The organism is Pseudomonas farsensis (genome assembly GCF_014268805.2).
Taxonomy (GTDB): Bacteria; Pseudomonadota; Gammaproteobacteria; order Pseudomonadales; family Pseudomonadaceae; genus Aquipseudomonas; species Aquipseudomonas farsensis.
The window spans coordinates 432,498-449,586 of record NZ_JABWRF020000003.1 but is presented as its reverse complement, the minus strand read 5'-3'; the positions used below and the strand labels follow the sequence as shown (position 1 = coordinate 449,586).

Genomic DNA, 17,089 nt, shown 5'->3' with positions numbered 1-17,089 from the left:
GTTTAACTACCTCTTCCTATACTGCTGCAGGAACTGTCTCCAGCCCATGCATTGTGGGGACCAGTGCAACCTCGACATAGAGACCTGCAATGGAATGGCTGGGACTGCAACTGTTCGCCGACTTGCCGGCGGGCGGGCAAATCATCCTCGACTGCCGACACAACCTGTTTCTGGTGCTGCTGGCCTATGCGGTCGCCTGCGCTGGCTGTTTTGCCACGCTGGACATGGCCGAGCGCCAGAGCCACTGCGAAAACCGTTTGGCCCGCCGCCAATGGCGCCTGCTCGGCGCCTGCTGCCTGGCCGGTGGTATCTGGGCCATGCACTTTATCGGCATGCTGGCCTTCCAGGCGCCGCTGGACATTCGCTATGACGCCCCGCTGACCGCCCTCTCGCTACTGATCGCGCTACTGGCCGCGTGGCTTGCAATGAATAGCCTCAACCGCAGCGACATGCGCCTGCGTCATTACCTGCAAACCGCGCTGTTCATCGGCCTGGGCATCAGCGTCATGCACTACACCGGCATGGCGGCCTTGCAGACCGGCGCCCGCCAGTACTACCAGACCGAACTGCTGCTGGCGTCCATCGCCCTGGCGGTAGCCAGCAGCCTGATTGCGCTATTGATGGCCAGGCACTTTCGCAGCGGCAGTGGCGGCCTGCATCTGCTGATGAAGCACGGCGCATGCCTGTTGATGGGCGCAGGCATCGTGGCCACCCACCTCACCGGCATGGCCGCCATGACCCTGGTTATCCCGGACGCCAGCGCCATGCAACTGCCGATTGCCGACAATGCCCCGCAACTGGCCCTGACCATTGCCTTCATCACCTTGCTAATCAGCGGCAGCAGCATCAGTGCAGCCTTGGCCGACAAGAAACTGCAAAGCAAGGAGCACGACCTGCGCCGGGTCAATGTGCTGCTCAGCCAACTGGACCAAGCCCGCGCCTCGCTGCAGCAGGCAGCCCACTATGATGCCCTGACCAGCCTGGTCAACCGACGCGGTTTCAACCAGCTATTCGCCGAGCGCCTGAGCGAGCATGCCGCCCAGGGCAGCATGCTGGCGGTGATGTTCCTCGATATCGACCATTTCAAGCGGATCAACGACAGCCTTGGCCACGCCGCAGGCGATGAGCTGCTCAAGGTGATTGCCGGGCACATCAAGGCGGCCACCCGCAGCCATGACCTGGTAGCCCGCTTTGGTGGCGACGAGTTCTGCATTGTTACCCCGCTCAACAGCCACGATGAGGCTCGCCACCTGGCGCAGCGCATCATGTTGCGCATGAGAGAGCCGATTGAACTCAGCGGAAGGCGCATGGTGATGACCACTAGCATCGGCATCAGCGTGTTTCCCGACGATGGCCTGACTGGCGAAGAACTCCTCAAGAACGCCGACCTTGCGCTGTACCAGTCCAAAGCCTGCGGGCGCAACAGCCTGCATTTCTTCGACAACCGGCTCAAAGCACGCGCCACCCTGGAGCTGCAGCTCGAAGAAGAACTGCGCGAGGCGCTGTTCGAGGAGCGCGGCCTGTGCGTGTACTACCAGCCAATCTATGACCTGCGCAGCGCCAAGGTGGCCAAGCTCGAAGCGCTGGTGCGCTGGCAGCACCCGCAGCATGGTTTGCTCGGGCCGGACCGGTTCATTGGCATTGCCGAGGCCAACGGCCTGATCGCCGACCTGGATTTGTGGGTGCTGCGCCGGGCCTGTAGCGACCTTGCCTGGCTCAACCAGCACGGCTACAGCGACTTGAAAGTGACGGTGAACTGCTCGGCGCTCACCCTGGGCCGCGAAGAGCTGGCCAAGGAGGTGGAGATGGCGTTGTTCCAGGCCGGCGTCGAGGCGCGCCACTTGGAGCTGGAGGTGACCGAAAACGCCCTGATGGGCGATATCCAGCACACCGTCAGCCTGCTGAAGCGCATCCGCGCCCAAGGGGTCGCGCTGTCGATCGACGACTTCGGCACCGGCTATTCGTCGCTGGCCTACCTCAAGCGCCTGCCGCTGGATGTGCTGAAGATCGACCGCTCGTTCGTGGTAGAGGTGCCTGGCGTACAGAAAGACTGTGAAATCGTCCAGGCCATTATTGCCATGGCCCACACCCTGCACCTCAAAGTGGTTACCGAAGGCGTCGAAACCGTGGAGCAACAGGCGTTTCTGGCCGCCCACGGCTGCGACTTTCTGCAGGGTTACCTGCTGAGCCGCCCGGTGCCCATCGTCGCGCTGCGCGCAGCATTGGAGCGGCTCGACCAGCAGCACGGCGTGTTCACGCCTTGCTGCGATACATCTCGACCAGGGTCGCCGGATCCTTTTCCAGATACCCCTGGCTACCATGCAGGCGCATCAGCTGTGCCGCAAGGCCACTGAGCGGGGTCGCAGCGCCCTGCTCGCGGGACAGCTTCACCGCGCCGTCGAGGTCCTTGAGCAGCGTTCGTACATGCCATTTGACCGGTTCGAAGCGGCTCTGGGCCATTTGCGGTGCAAGAATCTGCAAGGGCTTGGAGTCGGCAAAGCCACCGGCCAGGGCCTCGGCGATCAACCGCGCATCCACCCCTGACTGCTCAGCCAGGGCGACCACTTCGGCAATCACCAGCGCATTGCAGGCAACGATCATCTGGTTGCAGGCCTTGGTCACCTGGCCTGCGCCAACCCCGCCCATGTGCGTTACCCGCTGACCAAGGGTCAGCAGCACCGGGCGCGCCCGCTCAAGGTCGTGGGCGGTGCCACCGGCCATGATTGCCAAGGTGCCCGCCTCGGCGCCGGGGGTGCCGCCAGATACCGGCGCATCCAGCCAGCCCATTGCACACTGCGCGTGCAACTGCGCCGCCATTTCCCGAGTGGCGGCAGGCTCCAGGCTGGACAAGTCCACCAGCAACTGGCCTGGGCGGCCCCCAGCGGCGATGCCCTGCTCGCCGAATACCACGTCGCGCACCACAGCGGTGTCGGCCAGGCACAGCAGCAGCAGGTCGCTGCCTTCACATAACTGCGCAGGCGTGGCGGCCATCCGGGCACCGGCGGCAACCAGCTCGGCGCATTTTTCCGGGCTGCGGTTCCACACGGTCAGCGGGTAGCCGGCAGCCAGCAGACGGCGGCACATCGGCAGGCCCATCAGGCCGATACCGGCAAAACCCAGCGAAGGCAACGCACTATTCATGAGCAACTCCAGCACAAGATTAAAGAAGCGGGACAAACGGGCGATGCAGTACAGACGAATAAAAACCTTCATGTGCCTAGGGTTATCCCCTATCGCACAAGGAAAAGGCGCACTGCTACAGTCGCGCAAACCCCGAGTGATGGCCTAATGGCATACCGCTTGGGGAAACCCCTTATCAGGCAAATGGCGCACTATGACCTCTACGAACACTTCTGCCAATGCGGTCCCCGAGACGTCGCTTCCGTCCACCTCTCTGACCGTGGGCGGTGCTCGAGAACCGTCAGCCCCCCGCGCCACACCGGCGCAATACCTGTATTTCACCGAGCAGGACATCCAGCGCATCCTCGACAACCTCGATGGCCTGCGCGACCTGGTGTTTCCGCAAAACCTGCATGTCGAGGATGAAGACCAACTGCGCCTTGAGCAGCAGTTCCCTTCGGTCTGCCTGATCGGCCTTGGGCGCTGCGGGTCGAACATTGCCCTTGATGTCGCGGAGCTGGTGTACAACGCGCGCACCTTCTTCCTCAACGAGTTCAACAATGAGGACCGCAACAAGGGCGAATCGGGCTACAGCCCGGCGCGGTGGATCCGACAGAACCTGCGCCTGGTGCAGAACAAGGGCGTGAAGCCGGTTTTCCTGGTCGAGCCTCTGGTCATGCTGGGCGACCTGGACAAGGACATCGCCGGGCGTATCCGTTTCTCGCGCAAGGGCGAGCGCGGTGGGTTCCTGCGCGACTACAGCAAGATGAAGATCATGGACCTGTCCGAGGTGCATGCCGGTGGCGCCGGTAACGCGCCGATCCTTGGCCAGTACCTGGCCAAGATCATCCTCAACAAGGACACCCAACGCTTCTCCAGTGCCGACTGGAAGCTGATCCATTCCTACCTGATCGACTCGTGCGGCATCAAAGCCAACCAGTCGCGCCTGTATTTCTATATTTTCAGCGCAGGCGGCGGTACGGGCTCTGGCATGGCCTCGGAATTCGGCCTGGCCCAGCAGTTCTCCTACATGAACAAGACCTTCGATACCAAGCATTCCGACGAGAATGACGGCAAGAGCGGGCATTCGTTCGTGTTCGAGCCCATCTTCACCAGCGGCATCTGCGTGCTGCCCAATGCATCGGACCACCGCAGCGAAATGTCCGAAGCCCTGCACATCAACGCCGGGCGGCTGCTGTGCAAATACCTGTCTGAAGAATGGGATTTCTCGTACAACTTCGATAACGAAGACAGCAGCGAAGCCAGCGTAATGGGGCGTATTCGCCCATGGAACGCGATGATGTTGATCTCCAACGACATCATGCGTTACGCCGAAGAGAGCGATGACGGCACGATCCAGAACATCGACGTCAATGCCATGGAAAAGCACGCCAACCAGTACATCTCCCAGCAGATCTTCAACATCCTCACCGCCCAGGCGGTGACCACCGATTACGACCAGAACTACTTCCGCCGCGCCGGCATCGACATCGGCGAAACCATTCGCCTGGATGCCAACGACCTGTTCATGAGCCTGGCGGGCCCGGTAGCGATTGCCTACGCCGAATCCGTGGTCCCGGAAATCCCGCCGGCCGGTTCAGACAAGTTCAAGGTGTTCGAGCGCGAGCAGCCACGGCTGGACATCGACGACTTGTTCTTCCGTTCCATCGACTTGCCGCACTTCAACAAGCAGACCCAGGCCATCGAAGGTATCAGCCTGCTGCCGATCGAGTCGCGCCGCTACCGCGCAGCGCTTGAGCAGTACCAGGCCTCGGCCTACGACGCCGCCGCCCTGCACGACCTGCACTTCTTCAAGAATTGCTCCTCGGTGGTATCGATCGTGTCGCTGCCCAAGGACTACAAGCTGTCCTACATGGACCTGAACCGGCTCAAGACCCACCTCAACAGCCTGTTCCCCAACACCACGCTCAAGCGTTATGCGCTGGTGATCGGCGCCTCGGCCAACCTGTCGCTGACCACATTGATTGCCAAGAGCCCGTGCCTGTCGGACGACTTCCTGACCTTGATCGTGGCCTTCATCAAGCGTTGCTTTGCGCGTAACCCGTACCGTTTCGACGACACCATGGACAACGCCATCCTTGAGTTCATCACCAGCGAGCACTTCGATGAGAGCCGTATCGATGAGTTGCTCAACGAGTTCGAAAACCCGGCGAAGATCCTCGACACCAACTGGTATGCGATCAAGCCGATGTACGAGAAGAAGTACCGCGAGCTTATCAACGACAAGAGCCGCTTTGTGTCGATCAACGATATTCGGCTGTCGCGCGAATGCGTGAAGAAGGCGGTGAAGTACCTGCGCGAGATCTTCAGGCACCGCATCGGCAAGACCCGCGTGATCTCGCTGAACAGCCATACCGGGCGCGTGGATTACTGATCGTCGCCAGGCATTGAAAACATCGCGGGGCAAGCCCGCTCCCACAAGCGCCTGATGCTCAGATAACTATCAGAGCGGCCCTGGTGGGAGATTCCAGGGTTTTTGCAAACCTGTAATTGCCTCATCGCAGGCTGTCGCCAGCTCCCACAGTGAGCGTGCCTGGCCTCGATATCGGCGGCTCACCCAGACCTTGTGGGAGCTGGCGATAGCCTGCGATGAGGCCGGTGCAGGATTGCATGAAGCCGATGTGGGAGCGGGCTCGCCCCGCGATGCATTACGCATTCCGTAAACTGTTACCGCGCCGCCGAATAACCCCGCCACTGTTACCAACTTCCACCTTACGTGAGCGTCAACGCGCACCTTTCTGGTGCGCGTGCGCATTGCCGAGCACCGGAAATGTGCAGACTCAATCTTTTTTCTTGGCCTGAATCACGATGAACGGCGAAACCACCACGGCCCATATCTCTGGATCGCGGGTTTGCAGCTCAAGCGCTTGTTCGGCGCTGACCGGGCCGACAGTGCCAGCACTACGCCACTTGGCGAAGATCTCGCTGCGATTATCGGCCATCGCTTCGGCAACCTCGATCAGGTCCAGACTGGGGTCGACCCAAATCAGGTCACCCTTGGCCCAGAAACGCTCCAAGGCTTTCCACTCGATGATGGCGGTCTCACCGAGCAATTTGGCATAGAGGGTGCTTACTTGATCTGTCATGGGTTTACCTGCACAAAAAATCGACCAACAAAAAGGCCGGTATTTTTGCAGAAAAACCCGGTTTCAAATACGTAATTTGGTCGAACAGGCCCGAACTTGTGGGAGCGGGCCGCAAATGCAGGCAAAGTGATGGCGCTTTTCTGTCTTTTTATGTCGATCAAGCGACACCCCTGGGAACAGACGCTTTTCGCCGGCTTTTCAAGCCATCCGACAGCGCTCTACACTGTACCGGTACAGTTCCGGGACACGATTCCGGGGGAAGGTGGGGTTGCGGTTCGGCGTAGCCAGCCGCGAGTCCCGCCCGGTCTGTAGCCCTGGCCGCCAGGACTATAAGAATTACAACAGAATGAGTGGAGCACTATGATCAAGATTTCCAAGCTGTTCGCCGCAATGGTCCTGGCCGGGGTTGCCAGCCATTCGTTTGCCGCAGACACCATCAAGATCGGCATCGCCGGCCCTAAAACCGGCCCTGTCACCCAGTACGGCGACATGCAGTTCATCGGTGCCAAACAGGCCATCAAAGACATCAACGCCAAGGGCGGCGTAGATGGCAAGATGCTCGAAGCCAAGGAATACGACGACGCGTGCGACCCTAAACAGGCCGTTGCGGTTGCCAACAAAGTGGTCAACGACGGCGTCAAGTTCGTCATCGGTCACCTGTGCTCCAGCTCCACCCAGCCTGCGTCCGACATCTACGAAGACGAAGGCGTGATCATGATCACCCCGGCTGCCACCTCCCCGGAAATCACCGCCCGTGGCTACAAGCTGATCTTCCGCACCATCGGCCTGGACAGCGCGCAGGGCCCAGCCGCCGGCAACTACATCGCCGATCACGTCAAGCCCAAGGTCGTTGCAGTGCTGCACGACAAGCAGCAGTACGGTGAAGGCATCGCCACCGCGGTCAAGCAGACCCTCGAGAAGAAAGGCACCAAGGTTGCCGTGTTCGAAGGCCTCAACGCCGGCGACAAAGACTTCTCCTCGATCATCCAGAAGCTCAAGCAGAACAACGTCGACTTCGTCTACTACGGCGGCTACCACCCAGAGCTGGGCCTGATCCTGCGCCAAGCGCAAGAAAAGGGCCTGAAAGCCAAGTTCATGGGCCCGGAAGGCGTGGGTAACGACTCCATTTCGCAGATCGCCCAAGGCGCTTCCGAAGGCCTGCTGGTCACCCTGCCGAAGTCGTTCGACACCGACCCTGAGAACAAGGCCATCGTCGATGCCATCAAGGCTGACGGCAAGGACCCAAGCGGCCCGTTCGTGTTCCCGGCCTACTCGGCTGTCGAGCTGATCGCCGAGGGCATCAAGGCAGCCAAGTCCGAAGACACCGACAAGGTAGCAGCGGCACTGCACGCCGGCTCCTTCAAGACCCCGACCGGCACCCTGAGCTACGACGCCAAGGGCGACCTGAAAGACTTCAAGTTCGTGGTCTACGAATGGCACTTCGGCAAGCCGAAGACCGAAGTCTCCCCTCAGTAACTGCGTGACTAAATAGCTGACCTAAGAAGCCCACTGTGCGAGCAGTGGGCTTTGTTTTACGAGGTTCTATGGGCCTGATCCCCGTGATCCGGGGGCCTACCCACCTGAAAATCTTAAAACCGTCATCCGCGGTTTCCTGGCAGTGCCCGCATAACATCCAGTGGCGAAGACCACAGAACGGGCCAGGGCAACACCCGCCAGCGAAATGCAAATCAGGTTTTTAGGAGCGCTGTAATGCCTGAGATCTATCACTTTTTCCAACAACTGGTTAACGGATTGACCATCGGCAGTACCTATGCCCTGATCGCCATCGGCTACACGATGGTGTACGGCATCATCGGCATGATCAACTTCGCCCACGGCGAGGTTTACATGATCGGTAGCTACGTGGCCTTCATCGCCCTCGCGGGCCTGGCCATGATGGGTATTCATTCGTTGCCGATCCTGATGACCGTCGCCTTCATTGCCACCATCTGCGTCACCAGCGCCTATGGCTACAGCATCGAACGGGTCGCCTATCGGCCGCTGCGTAACAGCAACCGGCTGATTCCGCTGATCTCGGCCATCGGCATGTCGATCTTCCTGCAGAACACCGTGCTGCTCTCGCAGGACTCCAAAGACAAGTCCATCCCCAACCTGATCCCCGGCAGCTTCTCGTTTGGCCCGGGCGGTGCGGAGGAAGTGCTGGTCTCGTACATGCAAGTGCTGGTGTTCGTGGTCACCTTGGTAGCCATGACCTGCCTGACGCTGTTCATCTCCCGTTCCCGCCTGGGCCGCGCATGCCGCGCCTGCGCCGAGGACATCAAGATGGCCAACCTGCTGGGTATCAACACCAACAACATCATTGCCCTGACCTTCGTCATCGGCGCCGCACTGGCGGCGGTGGCAGCCGTGCTGCTGAGCATGCAGTACGGGGTAATCAACCCCAACGCCGGCTTCCTGGTGGGCCTGAAGGCCTTTACCGCAGCGGTGCTTGGCGGCATCGGCAGCATCCCGGGCGCCATGCTCGGCGGGCTGGTGCTGGGTGTGTCCGAAGCGTTCGGCGCCGACATTTTCGGCGACCAGTACAAGGATGTGGTGGCGTTCGGGCTCTTGGTTCTTGTGTTGCTGTTCCGGCCGACCGGCATCCTGGGCCGCCCGGAGGTTGAAAAAGTATGAACAAAAATCTCAAACAGGCGTTCTTCAGCGCCTTGCTGGTCTGGGCCGTGGCGTTCCCGGTGCTGGGCCTGAAACTGAGCATCGACGGCATCAGCCTGGCCGTCCATAGCCAGGGGGCATTCAGCCTGACCATCATCAGCGTGTGTTCGGTGCTGATGTTCCTGCGCGTGCTGTTCGACAAGCAGTGGAGCTCGGTCATGGGCCGGCGCTCGGACCGCAAGCTGATCTCCCCTGCCGTGAGCAACTTCCTCACCCTGCCCAAGACCCAGCGCTGGATCATCCTCGGCCTGATCGTGGTCGCCTTGGTGTGGCCGTTCTTCGGTTCGCGCGGTGCGGTCGACATCGCCACGCTGATCCTGATCTACGTCATGCTGGGCCTGGGGCTGAACATCGTGGTGGGCCTTGCCGGCCTGCTCGACCTGGGCTATGTCGGCTTCTACGCAGTCGGTGCCTACAGCTACGCGATGCTCTCGCACTACCTGGGCTGGAGCTTCTGGGTGTGCCTGCCAATTGCCGGCCTGATGGCCGCAACTTTCGGCTTCCTGCTCGGTTTCCCGGTGCTGCGCCTGCGCGGCGACTACCTGGCCATCGTGACGTTGGGCTTTGGCGAGATCATTCGCCTGTTCCTGCGTAACCTCACCGACTGGACCGGCGGCCCCAACGGCATCAGCAACATCGAAAAACCGACCTTCTTCGGCCTGAGTTTCGAACGCCGTGCCGCCGAGGGCATGCAGACCTTCCACGAGTACTTCGGGCTGCCGTACAACTCGATCAACAAGGTGATCTTCCTGTACCTGGTGGCGCTGCTGCTGGCGCTGGCGGCGTTGTTCGTGATCAACCGCCTGCTGCGCATGCCTATCGGCCGCGCCTGGGAAGCGCTGCGTGAAGACGAGATCGCCTGCCGCGCGCTGGGCCTGAACCCTACCGTGATCAAGCTTTCGGCGTTCACCCTGGGCGCAAGCTTTGCAGGCTTTGCCGGCAGCTTCTTCGCCGCCCGCCAAGGGCTGGTGACACCGGAGTCGTTCACCTTCATCGAGTCGGCGATCATCCTCGCCATCGTCGTGCTGGGCGGTATGGGCTCACAACTGGGCGTGATTCTTGCGGCCATCGTGATGATCCTGCTGCCAGAGATGATGCGTGAGTTCAGCGAATACCGGATGCTGATGTTCGGTGCGCTGATGGTGTTGATGATGATCTGGCGTCCGCAGGGCCTGCTGCCCATGCAACGTCCACACATGGAGCTGCGCCGATGAGCCGCGAAATTCTGCAAGTCAGCGGCCTGAGCATGCGCTTCGGCGGCTTGTTGGCGGTCAACGGCGTGGCCCTGACCGTCAAGGAAAAACAGGTCGTTGCGCTGATCGGCCCCAACGGCGCCGGCAAGACCACTGTGTTCAACTGCCTGACCGGCTTCTACAAGCCCAGCGGCGGCACCATCCTGCTCGACGGCCAGCCGATCCAGGGCCTGGCCGGCCACCAGATTGCCCGCAAGGGCGTGGTGCGGACCTTCCAGAACGTGCGTCTGTTCAAAGAGATGACCGCCCTGGAAAACCTGCTGATTGCCCAGCACCGCCACCTCAACACCAACTTCTTTGCCGGCCTGTTCAAAACCCCAGGGTTTCGCCGCAGCGAGAAGGAGGCCATGGAGCGTGCGCAGTACTGGCTGGAGAAGGTCAACCTGACCGAGTTCGCCAACCGCACTGCCGGCACCTTGGCCTACGGCCAGCAACGGCGCCTGGAAATCGCCCGCTGCATGATGACCCAGCCGCGCATCATCATGCTCGACGAACCGGCCGCCGGCCTGAACCCCAAGGAAACCGAGGACCTCAAGGCGCTGATCGGCTACTTGCGCGAATCGCACAACGTGACCGTGCTGCTGATCGAGCACGACATGAAGCTGGTGATGAGCATTTCCGACCACATCGTGGTGATCAACCAGGGCACGCCCCTGGCCGACGGTACGCCGGAACAGATCCGCGACAACCCTGATGTGATCAAGGCCTACCTGGGGGAGGCGTAAATGCTTAAGTTCGAGAACGTTTCCACCTTCTACGGCAAGATCCAGGCCCTGCACAGCGTCAACGTGGAGATCAACCAGGGCGAAATCGTCACCCTGATCGGTGCCAACGGCGCCGGCAAGTCGACCTTGCTGATGACCCTGTGTGGCTCGCCCCAGGCACACAGCGGCAGCATCAAGTACCTGGGTGAAGAGCTGGTCGGCCAGCCGTCCTCGCACATCATGCGCAAGAGCATCGCGGTGGTGCCCGAGGGGCGCCGCGTGTTCGCCCGCCTGACGGTCGAGGAAAACCTCGCCATGGGCGGGTTCTTCACCGACAAGGGCGACTACCAGGAACAACTGGACAAGGTTCTTCAGCTGTTCCCACGGCTCAAGGAACGTTACATGCAACGCGGCGGCACCATGTCCGGCGGCGAGCAGCAGATGCTGGCCATCGGCCGGGCGCTGATGAGCAAGCCCAAGCTGCTGCTGCTCGATGAGCCGTCACTGGGCCTGGCACCGATCATCATCCAGCAGATCTTCGACATCATCGAACAGCTGCGCCGCGATGGCGTGACCGTGTTCCTGGTGGAGCAGAACGCCAACCAGGCGCTGAAGATTGCCGACCGCGCCTATGTGCTGGAAAACGGCAAGGTGGTGATGCAAGGCACGGGGGAAGCACTGCTGACCGACCCCAAGGTACGCGACGCGTATCTGGGGGGGTGAATCGACAAAGGGCCTTCGGGCCCTTTTTTAACGCCTGTGCGGGCCTCATCGCAGGCTGTGCTCAAGCGCAACATTGCTGGTTGTACCCAATTCTGTGGGAAACGATAGAGATTCGTGGCGAGCGGGCTTGTCCCGCGTTGGGCTGCGCAGCAGCCCTGAAAACAAGGGGCTGCTGCGCAGCCCAACGCGGGACAAGCCCGCTCGCCACAAGGAGATATGGCTGGCGAAAACAAGGTTGTACAAAACCATAGAGTCTCCCACAGAGCCCCCTCTCAGCCACAATGTTGAGATCTGGCCAAGATACCTGTAGGAGCTGGCGACAGCCTGCGATGAGGCCAGCACGGGCCTGCACAGAACTGGGCTCCAAAACTCGGCTGGCGGGCTTGCCCCGCGATAAGCCCTTGTGATCCCAATGCACCCTCAGTAACGTGGCGCCTCTTTTGTACAGTTTCCCGGAGCCCGCCCAATGCGCCTCACCCCCCTGCTGCTCACTGCCCTGCTGCCGCTGTTCGCCGGCTGCCAGATGCTCGCCGAGAAACCCGCAGACCCAAACCTGGGCACCACGCGCATGCAAGGTGAACTGAGCGCAGCCGGCGGCCACCTGCTGTTCAAACCCTGCACTGAAGCACGCCAGTTCGTGATCAAAGACGCAGGCGGCACCGCCATCCTTCAAGAAGCCGCAAACCTCGCCAAATCCCCCGGCGACAAACTGTTCGCCGACCTGCGTGGGCGCCTGGCCGGCAGCAAGCAGGCCGGCAGCGACGGCCAGGTCGACGTGACCCGCCTGTACCGCCTGGAACCCACGACCCGCAGCTGCGAAGACCCCAACTTCAAACAGCTCACCCTGCGCGCCGACGGCCAGCACCCCGCCTGGGACATCAAGGCCAGCGGCAAAGGCATGGTGCTCAACCGTGAAGGCCAGGCGCCACTGCCGTTGCCGTTTCTGGAAGAACAAATGCCCGGCGGTGGCCTGAGCCTGTCCAGCGAAGCCAATGGCCAGCGGGTTGAGCTGTGGGTTGCCCCGCAGCGCTGCGTCGACCCGGTAACCGGTGCCATTCGCCACCTCAAGGCAGAGCTGCGCATCGACGGCAAGAGCGTACAAGGCTGCGCCTACTACGGCGGTGCACGCGACCTCTGACCACTGGGCGGTTTTATCCTGCCAGTCGGGGCGGCGAACAGCTTATACTTGGCGGTTTGTGTAAAGCCGCCGGCCGCCCATGGCCGGGATACTGGACCCTGCCATGCTACGAATCACTGAACTGAAGCTGCCCCTGGACCATACCGACGACGACCTGCGCCAAGCCATCGTCGCGCGCCTGGGCATCCTTGATGAGCAACTGCTCAGCTTCACCCTGTTCAAACGCAGCTACGATGCGCGCAAGAAAAACAGCGAGCTGCTGTTCATCTACACCATCGACCTGCACGCCAGCAACGAAGAAGAACTGCTGCGCAAGCACGCCGATGACACCAAGATCAGCGTCGCCCCAGACGTCACCTACAAGTTCGTCGGCCATGCAAGCGACACCGCCCAGGCCCGCCCCATCGTGGTCGGCTTCGGGCCGTGCGGCATCTTCGCCGGCCTGCTGTTGGCGCAAATGGGCTTCAAGCCGATCGTGCTCGAACGCGGCAAGGAAGTGCGCCAGCGCACCAAGGACACCTGGGGCCTGTGGCGCAAAAGCGAGCTCAACCCCGAGTCCAACGTGCAGTTTGGCGAAGGCGGCGCCGGCACCTTCTCCGACGGCAAGCTGTACAGCCAGATCAAGGACCCGCAGCACCACGGCCGCAAGGTGCTCGAAGAGTTCGTCAAAGCCGGCGCGCCGGACGAGATCCTGTACATCAACAAGCCGCACATCGGCACCTTCCGCCTGACCAGCATGGTCGAGAAGATGCGCGAAGAAATCATCAACCTGGGCGGCGAAGTGCGCTTCCAGGAAAAAGTCACCGACCTGCTCACCGACGGCGAGCAACTGACCGGTGTGGTGCTGGAGAGCGGCGAACAACTGCACTCACGCCATGTGGTGCTGGCCCTGGGCCACAGCGCCCGCGATACCTTCCGCATGCTCCACGCCAAGGGCGTGTTCATGGAAGCCAAGCCGTTCTCGGTTGGGTTCCGTATCGAGCACCCGCAGTCGCTGATCGACAAGGCGCGCCTGGGCAAATACGCAGGCCACCCGAAACTGGGAGCTGCCGACTACAAACTGGTGTATCACGCCAAGAACGGCCGCTCGGTGTACAGTTTCTGCATGTGCCCAGGCGGCACCGTGGTCGCCGCCACCAGCGAGCCGGGCCGCGTCGTCACCAACGGCATGAGCCAGTATTCGCGCAACGAGCGCAATGCCAACTCGGGCATCGTCGTGGGTATCGACCCCGAGCGCGATTACCCGGGCAGCCCGCTGGCCGGCATCGAGCTGCAAGAGCGCCTCGAAGCCCACGCCTATGTGATGGGTGGCAGCAATTACCACGCCCCCGCGCAACTGGTCGGTGACTTTGTCGCCGGGCGCCCTTCCAAGGCCCTTGGCAGCGTCGACCCCTCCTACAAGCCGGGCGTCACCCTGGTCGACCTGGCCGAAGCCCTGCCGGCGTTTGCCATCGAGGCCATCCGCGAGGCACTGCCGGCCTTCGACCGCCAGATCAAAGGCTACAACCTGCATGACGCGGTGCTCACCGGCATCGAGACGCGCACCTCCTCGCCACTGCGCATTACCCGTGGCGACGACTACCAGAGCCTTAACCTCAAGGGGCTGTTCCCGGCAGGTGAAGGCGCAGGCTACGCGGGCGGCATTCTGTCGGCGGGTGTCGACGGCATCCGCATCGCCGAAGCAGTCGCGCGGGACATGCTCGGGCTGTAAGCCTGCATACGGCGATAGCGTCCAATAAAAAACCCCGAATCGGCCAGGCCGGTTCGGGGTTTTGTTTTTACGGCTGCAGTCAGTGGCTGACGCGGCTGGTGCCATCCACGGTCATGATGCGCACGCGCTCGCCGACCCGGAAGATTTCGTTCTGCTGCACCTGCTGCACATAAGCACGCATGCTGCCGTCATCTTCACGGACAGTAATTTCCACACCCTGGGTGCGGGTCAGGCCTTCTTCAGCCGCAGAACCTGCCAGGCCACCGGCAACCGCACCGATCACCGCAGCCACGATGCTGCCACGGCCGCCACCAACTGCCGAACCGGCCACACCACCGACAATGGCGCCAGCGCCACCGCCAATTGGGGTCTTGGTGCCCTCGATTTTCACGGGGCGCAAGGATTCGATGGTACCCATACGCACGGTCTGCACGCGGCGGGCCTCATCACGGGAGTAGCTGTCGCCGGTCAGCGACGACTGGCAGCCGCCCAGCAGAAGGGCCATGGTGGTGAAGCTCGCCACCAGCAAAACGGATTTACGCATGAGGACAATCTCCAAAAGACAGGTGACTATTAGACTCTGCACCATGACCGGTGTCACGGCGCAACGATGACAAATTTGTTCTCATTCAGCTCGGGTACAGCCAAACAGCGGCTGCAGACCGGACTCAACAGGTTGGACCAAGGATAGTCATGGATTACTTCATCGTTGTCGTGGCCACAGTGGCTGGCCTGTATTTCCACGGTTGGCTGTACGTGCGCATGCGCCGTTGGATGGACCGCGACCTGGCCTTGTCGATGGCCGGCAGCGACCCCGCGCGGCGCGAGCACATGCTGCAATTGCTGCAGCGGGCGCAGCGGGAGAAGGTAAAACGCAAGGACCTGCCAGCCTGGCTGCAACGCGAAGCGGCAAGACAACCGTAGACAGGGGCCGCGTTACGGCCCCCTTGGGCATTACGGCGCCAGGCGCTCGCGCTGCCATTGCCCCTCTACCAGGCGGTAGTTGAGGCGATCATGCAGACGGCTGGCGCGGCCCTGCCAGAACTCGATGCGCTCGGGCAGCAAACGGTAGCCTCCCCAGTGTTCCGGGCAATGCGGCTGGGTGTCGCTGAAGCGCGCCTCGGTGGCCTTGACCAGCCCTTCGAGTTCTTCCCGATCAGCAATGACCTGGCTCTGCGGCGAAGCCCAGGCCCCCAGGCGGCTGCCCAGTGGACGCACCTGGTAATAGTCGTCCGATTCCTTGGCCGTGACCTTCTCCACCCGCCCCTCGATACGCACCTGGCGCTCCAGCGCCGGCCAGAAGAACGTCATGGCGGCAAACGGGTTGGCCGCCAGATGCTGGCCCTTGGCACTGGTGTAGTTGGTAAAGAAGGTGAACCCAAGCGCATCCAGGGCCTTGAGCAACAGCACCCGGCAATGTGGGCGACCCTCGGCGTCGACGGTCGCCAGGGTCATGGCGTTGGCCTCCACCGGCAACTGCTCGGTTTTCACCGCGTCAGCGAACCAGTGATGGAACAAGGCGAACGGCTCCCCCGGAGCCTGGGCTTCGGCCAGGCCATCACGGGTGTAGTCGCGGCGCATATCGGCCAGGGTTTGGGTCATTGCTGCGGTTCCTTGACGATCAGTTGGTCTTCGCAGGGCTATTGGCGGCAACTTTCTTGTCGGTGGTTGCCTTTTTTGCGGCAGGCTTGGCTGCTGCAGGTGCTTTCTTGGCGGCAGCGGTGGCCTTGGCTGGCGCCTTGGTCTTGGCTACGGTTTTTTTCGCAGCAGGTTTTGCTGCAGCCTTGGCGGCCGGTTTGGCAGCGGGCTTGGCCGCAGGTTTAGCGGCAGCGGCGGCCGGCGCCTTGGCGTCCTGCGTGGCAACCATCGCGGCTGGCTGAGGCGCCTGGGCAGGCTGTTGGTACTTGGCCAGCAGGGCAACCATGGTGTCCTGCGGCGTCAGCAGCAGCTCGACACGGCGGTTCAAGGCCCGGCCGGCAGCGCTGTCGTTGGCCGCACGCGGCATGACCGAACCCATGCCCTTGAGCATCAGGCGGTCACGTTTCAGGCCGCTAAGACGGAAGATCGCCGAGACCGAGGCTGCGCGCTCCAGGCTGAGCTTCTGGTTGGCAGCCGTGGCGCCACTGCTGTCGGCATGGCCGAGAATCAGAATGGCGGTCTTGTTGTCGGTCTCGATGGCCTTGGCCACCTGGGTAATCGGGCCGAGGGTCAGTGGCAGCAGCATGTTCGGGCGGTCAGGGTTGTAGGCCCCGTCCACCGGGATGGTCACCGCCAGCACATCTTCACGGCGCTCCAGCTCGAACTTGCTGCCCTTGATGGCCTCGCGCACTTTAGGTTCGTACTGGTCGAGCCAGGCCTGGGTGGCCTTGTGGTCGATTTTCGGCACGGCAGCGGCTTGCGCCTTGCTGTCGTCACCGCCAAACGGCCACCACCAACGGCTGCCGCTTTCTGATTTGGCATCGGCCTTGGCCACGTTCTCGGTAACAGCGCCCTTCACTTCCTTGTCGGCAACTGCGTCCGAACCAAATGGCCACCAGCTCAGGCCGCTGTCTTTGGACGCGTCCTGCGAATGGCTGGCGCAGCCGGTCATGGCCAGGCACAGCGCGAGTGCTAAGGTTTTATGTGAAGACATCAGCGATACACCATGAAATAGAAGGATA

At 61.9% G+C, this 17,089-nt stretch carries 15 protein-coding genes; 10 read left to right on the top strand and 5 right to left on the bottom strand.

What is annotated here, in order from left to right:
• The first annotated feature begins 89 nt into the window (after positions 1-89).
• Entirely contained in the window at positions 90-2,354 is a 2,265-nt protein-coding gene (locus HU719_RS18295; RefSeq protein WP_186537107.1) for a putative bifunctional diguanylate cyclase/phosphodiesterase, read from the top strand.
• Here HU719_RS18295 and HU719_RS18290 read toward each other — a convergent pair.
• A complete protein-coding gene (locus tag HU719_RS18290) occupies positions 2,254-3,141 on the bottom strand; it encodes an NAD(P)-dependent oxidoreductase (RefSeq protein WP_186521815.1) in 888 nt (295 codons plus the stop codon). The genes HU719_RS18295 and HU719_RS18290 overlap by 101 nt on opposite strands.
• Positions 3,142-3,334: 193 nt before the next feature.
• Between HU719_RS18290 and HU719_RS18285 the strand changes: the two genes are divergently transcribed.
• Entirely contained in the window at positions 3,335-5,515 is a 2,181-nt protein-coding gene (locus tag HU719_RS18285) for a hypothetical protein (RefSeq protein WP_186537106.1), read from the top strand.
• Positions 5,516-5,921: 406 nt separating this feature from the next.
• Here HU719_RS18285 and HU719_RS18280 read toward each other — a convergent pair whose 3' ends face one another.
• On the bottom strand, positions 5,922-6,227 hold the full coding sequence (locus tag HU719_RS18280; RefSeq protein WP_186521813.1) for a DUF2288 domain-containing protein: 306 nt from the start codon (positions 6,225-6,227) through the stop codon (positions 5,922-5,924).
• Positions 6,228-6,587: 360 nt separating this feature from the next.
• Here HU719_RS18280 and HU719_RS18275 point away from each other — a divergent pair, with 360 nt between their 5' ends.
• From HU719_RS18275 to HU719_RS18245, 7 genes are all read left to right on the top strand, one after another.
• Complete coding sequence (locus tag HU719_RS18275; RefSeq protein ID WP_186537105.1) at positions 6,588-7,703, top strand: branched-chain amino acid ABC transporter substrate-binding protein; 1,116 nt, start codon at positions 6,588-6,590, stop codon at positions 7,701-7,703.
• Between the two features lie 234 nt (positions 7,704-7,937).
• Positions 7,938-8,861, top strand: coding sequence for a high-affinity branched-chain amino acid ABC transporter permease LivH (gene livH / locus HU719_RS18270; protein WP_186537104.1), 924 nt, complete (start codon positions 7,938-7,940; stop codon positions 8,859-8,861).
• Complete coding sequence (locus HU719_RS18265) at positions 8,858-10,114, top strand: high-affinity branched-chain amino acid ABC transporter permease LivM (protein ID WP_186521808.1); 1,257 nt, start codon at positions 8,858-8,860, stop codon at positions 10,112-10,114. Before livH ends, HU719_RS18265 begins: the two co-directional genes overlap by 4 nt.
• Positions 10,111-10,878 (top strand): high-affinity branched-chain amino acid ABC transporter ATP-binding protein LivG, encoded by a 768-nt coding sequence (livG, locus tag HU719_RS18260; RefSeq protein WP_186521807.1) that lies wholly within the window; start codon positions 10,111-10,113, stop codon positions 10,876-10,878. The genes HU719_RS18265 and livG overlap by 4 nt, the downstream gene beginning before the upstream one ends.
• Positions 10,879-11,580: an ABC transporter ATP-binding protein gene (locus HU719_RS18255; RefSeq protein WP_186537103.1), complete on the top strand. Its 702-nt coding sequence runs from the start codon at positions 10,879-10,881 to the stop codon at positions 11,578-11,580.
• Positions 11,581-12,046: 466 nt separating this feature from the next.
• The gene (locus HU719_RS18250) at positions 12,047-12,718 is read left to right on the top strand and encodes a COG3650 family protein (protein ID WP_186516978.1); all 672 of its coding nucleotides are present in this window, start codon (positions 12,047-12,049) and stop codon (positions 12,716-12,718) included.
• Positions 12,719-12,821: 103 nt separating this feature from the next.
• Entirely contained in the window at positions 12,822-14,429 is a 1,608-nt protein-coding gene (locus HU719_RS18245) for an NAD(P)/FAD-dependent oxidoreductase (protein WP_186534916.1), read from the top strand.
• Positions 14,430-14,508: 79 nt separating this feature from the next.
• Here the strand turns inward: HU719_RS18245 and HU719_RS18240 are convergent, their stop codons facing one another.
• Positions 14,509-14,973: an outer membrane lipoprotein gene (locus tag HU719_RS18240; protein ID WP_186516974.1), complete on the bottom strand. Its 465-nt coding sequence runs from the start codon at positions 14,971-14,973 to the stop codon at positions 14,509-14,511.
• A gap of 149 nt (positions 14,974-15,122) precedes the next feature.
• Between HU719_RS18240 and HU719_RS18235 the strand changes: the two genes are divergently transcribed.
• Positions 15,123-15,353, top strand: coding sequence for a hypothetical protein (locus tag HU719_RS18235; protein ID WP_186516972.1), 231 nt, complete (start codon positions 15,123-15,125; stop codon positions 15,351-15,353).
• Between the two features lie 30 nt (positions 15,354-15,383).
• Here HU719_RS18235 and pdxH read toward each other — a convergent pair whose 3' ends face one another.
• Together pdxH and HU719_RS18225 are read right to left on the bottom strand one after the other, a co-directional pair.
• A complete protein-coding gene (gene pdxH, locus HU719_RS18230) occupies positions 15,384-16,031 on the bottom strand; it encodes a pyridoxamine 5'-phosphate oxidase (protein WP_186534915.1) in 648 nt (215 codons plus the stop codon).
• 19 nt (positions 16,032-16,050) lie between these two features.
• Positions 16,051-17,061, bottom strand: a complete 1,011-nt coding sequence (locus HU719_RS18225) for an OmpA family protein (RefSeq protein ID WP_186534914.1) — start codon at positions 17,059-17,061, stop codon at positions 16,051-16,053.
• Positions 17,062-17,089: the final 28 nt, after the last annotated feature.

What these genes read in the sequence shown, in the direction of transcription:
- HU719_RS18295 (WP_186537107.1), top strand. Translation starts at nt 90, where the DNA reads ATGGAATGGCTGGGACTGCAACTGTTCGCCGACTTGCCGGCGGGCGGG.
- HU719_RS18290 (WP_186521815.1), bottom strand. Translation starts at nt 3,141, where the DNA reads ATGAATAGTGCGTTGCCTTCGCTGGGTTTTGCCGGTATCGGCCTGATG.
- HU719_RS18285 (WP_186537106.1), top strand. Translation starts at nt 3,335, where the DNA reads ATGACCTCTACGAACACTTCTGCCAATGCGGTCCCCGAGACGTCGCTT.
- HU719_RS18280 (WP_186521813.1), bottom strand. Translation starts at nt 6,227, where the DNA reads ATGACAGATCAAGTAAGCACCCTCTATGCCAAATTGCTCGGTGAGACC.
- HU719_RS18275 (WP_186537105.1), top strand. Translation starts at nt 6,588, where the DNA reads ATGATCAAGATTTCCAAGCTGTTCGCCGCAATGGTCCTGGCCGGGGTT.
- livH (WP_186537104.1), top strand. Translation starts at nt 7,938, where the DNA reads ATGCCTGAGATCTATCACTTTTTCCAACAACTGGTTAACGGATTGACC.
- HU719_RS18265 (WP_186521808.1), top strand. Translation starts at nt 8,858, where the DNA reads ATGAACAAAAATCTCAAACAGGCGTTCTTCAGCGCCTTGCTGGTCTGG.
- livG (WP_186521807.1), top strand. Translation starts at nt 10,111, where the DNA reads ATGAGCCGCGAAATTCTGCAAGTCAGCGGCCTGAGCATGCGCTTCGGC.
- HU719_RS18255 (WP_186537103.1), top strand. Translation starts at nt 10,879, where the DNA reads ATGCTTAAGTTCGAGAACGTTTCCACCTTCTACGGCAAGATCCAGGCC.
- HU719_RS18250 (WP_186516978.1), top strand. Translation starts at nt 12,047, where the DNA reads ATGCGCCTCACCCCCCTGCTGCTCACTGCCCTGCTGCCGCTGTTCGCC.
- HU719_RS18245 (WP_186534916.1), top strand. Translation starts at nt 12,822, where the DNA reads ATGCTACGAATCACTGAACTGAAGCTGCCCCTGGACCATACCGACGAC.
- HU719_RS18240 (WP_186516974.1), bottom strand. Translation starts at nt 14,973, where the DNA reads ATGCGTAAATCCGTTTTGCTGGTGGCGAGCTTCACCACCATGGCCCTT.
- HU719_RS18235 (WP_186516972.1), top strand. Translation starts at nt 15,123, where the DNA reads ATGGATTACTTCATCGTTGTCGTGGCCACAGTGGCTGGCCTGTATTTC.
- pdxH (WP_186534915.1), bottom strand. Translation starts at nt 16,031, where the DNA reads ATGACCCAAACCCTGGCCGATATGCGCCGCGACTACACCCGTGATGGC.
- HU719_RS18225 (WP_186534914.1), bottom strand. Translation starts at nt 17,061, where the DNA reads ATGTCTTCACATAAAACCTTAGCACTCGCGCTGTGCCTGGCCATGACC.